1 protein-coding gene is annotated in these 1,913 nt (G+C 48.7%); it reads left to right on the top strand.

Annotation, left to right across the window (positions count from 1 at the left end):
• Window positions 1-694: 694 nt before the first annotated feature.
• On the top strand, window positions 695-1,669 hold the full coding sequence (locus VZT47_RS10185; RefSeq protein ID WP_330224849.1) for an ABC transporter substrate-binding protein: 975 nt from the start codon (window positions 695-697) through the stop codon (window positions 1,667-1,669).
• Window positions 1,670-1,913 lie beyond the last annotated feature (244 nt).

Genomic DNA, 1,913 nt, shown 5'->3' with positions numbered 1-1,913 from the left:
AATAATTCGTACACGCTTATCTTGATATTTTTGTACATTCTTAAGTTGAAAAAAATGTACATTCTTATCTTGACATTTACAAGAGGCTCAGGCTTTTGAGGCAGTTCGACTGGAGCGGATATCGTGAAGGGGGATTTTGCCTGTGGATAGAGACTTGGTACTTTGGAGGCAAATCGACTGGAAAGGATACCGTGAAGGGGGGAATTGCCTGCGGATAGAGACTCGGGATTTGGAGGCAGTCCGACTGGAAAGGATACCGTGAAGGGGGAATTGCCTGCGGATAGAGGCTCAGGCTTTTGAGGCAGTTCGACTGGAGCGGATATCGTGAAGGGGGAATTGCCTGCGGATAGAGGCTCGAGACTTTTGAGGCAGTTCGACTGGAGCGGATATCGTGAAGGGGGATTTTGCCTGTGGATAGAGACTCGAGACTTTGGAGGCAAATCGACTGGAGCGGATATCGTGAAGGGGGAATTGCCTTCGGATAGAGGCTCGGGACTTTGGAGGCAAACCGGCTCGGATCATTATCGTGCTGCGGGAGTATTCTTTGACCTGTGATCTGCAGTTTAAAAGGGCAGTTCTTTGAACGGTCCTTTTTATTTTGATTCCGGATGGGGGAATTTTTCTCTGCGGATGGTGGAAGCAGGAACGGTGATGAAATATAATGAAAGAGAGATTAGATTTCCACAGGAGGTAAATGATGAAAATTTCCGCACTCTGCCTTGCTTTCCTCCTTGCTGCTCCCCTCTCGGGCTGCGGCATGAAATCCATGGCCCCTTCTGCCGGAAAAGGCTATGTGGTGAAGGATGCCACAGGAAATGAAGTGAAAATCCCGAAAAAGCCGGAGCGGATTCTGGGAAATTCAGCTTCCATCGATACGATGCTTTTATCTGTCGTGACAAAAGATAAACTGGTGGCAGCCACCGAAGCAGACAGGGATCCGGCGATTTCCTATATTTCCGAAGAAACAAAAGATATCCCCATGACCGTTCCCCTCGCAGGACTTTCCATGGAAATCGTAACAAAAGTAAAACCGGATCTCATTGTGGCATCGACCTATACCAATGGAAATGAACTGGATATGTATCGCAATCTGGGAATTCCAGTCATTGTCATAGACGGACCCCGCTCTATTCAGCAGGTCAAAGATGACCTCAGAATCATTGCTTCGGCGGTGGATGAAAAAGAACGGGGCGAAAATGTCATCAGGAAAATGGACGTCCACCTTGCAGAAATAGATAAACGGCTCTCTGCAGAAAAAGGGAAAAAACCGGTGGTCTATCTCGTTTCCCAGATGACCCGCTATGGGGGCCCCGGGTCCATGTTCGATGAACTTTTAACCCGCGCCAGAATCGATAATGCCATCGCTCTGGCAGGAGGAGTGAATGGCCAGGCCACTTCTACGGAACTGGTTATAAAAACCGATCCGGATATGCTTTTCGTTTCTACCGACCGGGCCTCGGATACGACGGGAGCTTCGAAATACCGGGACGATTTCCTTGCCAATCCGGCGATTGCAAACATGCGGGCAGCAAAACATGTCATTCCCGTGGAAGACCGCTATATTTATTCCGCCACCCAAAACTGCGTCTGGGCCGTCAAAGGCCTGGCCAATGCGGCTTACGGGCCCATTTTCGACTTGAGCCATGAAGGGCAGATACGGGGGTACTGAGTCACTTGTCAGATAAGACGATTTGAGTCAGTTACGTTTTTCGGATGGCGGAAGGCGGATTGCGGATTGCGGGAAGGTGTCGCCCCTGAGGGGGCGACGATTTTTGTAAAAAGAAAACCCCCGGATAGTCCGGGGGTTCAGTAATAGCTTTAGCGATAATTTTCTAAAACGGAAACAAAAAACCTCCAAATGTAATAGAATGTAAAAACGCGGTCTGCAAGCTGCCTTATTACATATCACATTT

Origin of the sequence: Dialister sp., from assembly GCF_036343215.1 — a bacterium.
Taxonomy (GTDB): Bacteria; Bacillota; Negativicutes; order Veillonellales; family Dialisteraceae; genus Dialister.
Note: the sequence above shows the minus strand (reverse complement) of the source record. Positions and strands in the feature narration are given on the sequence as shown.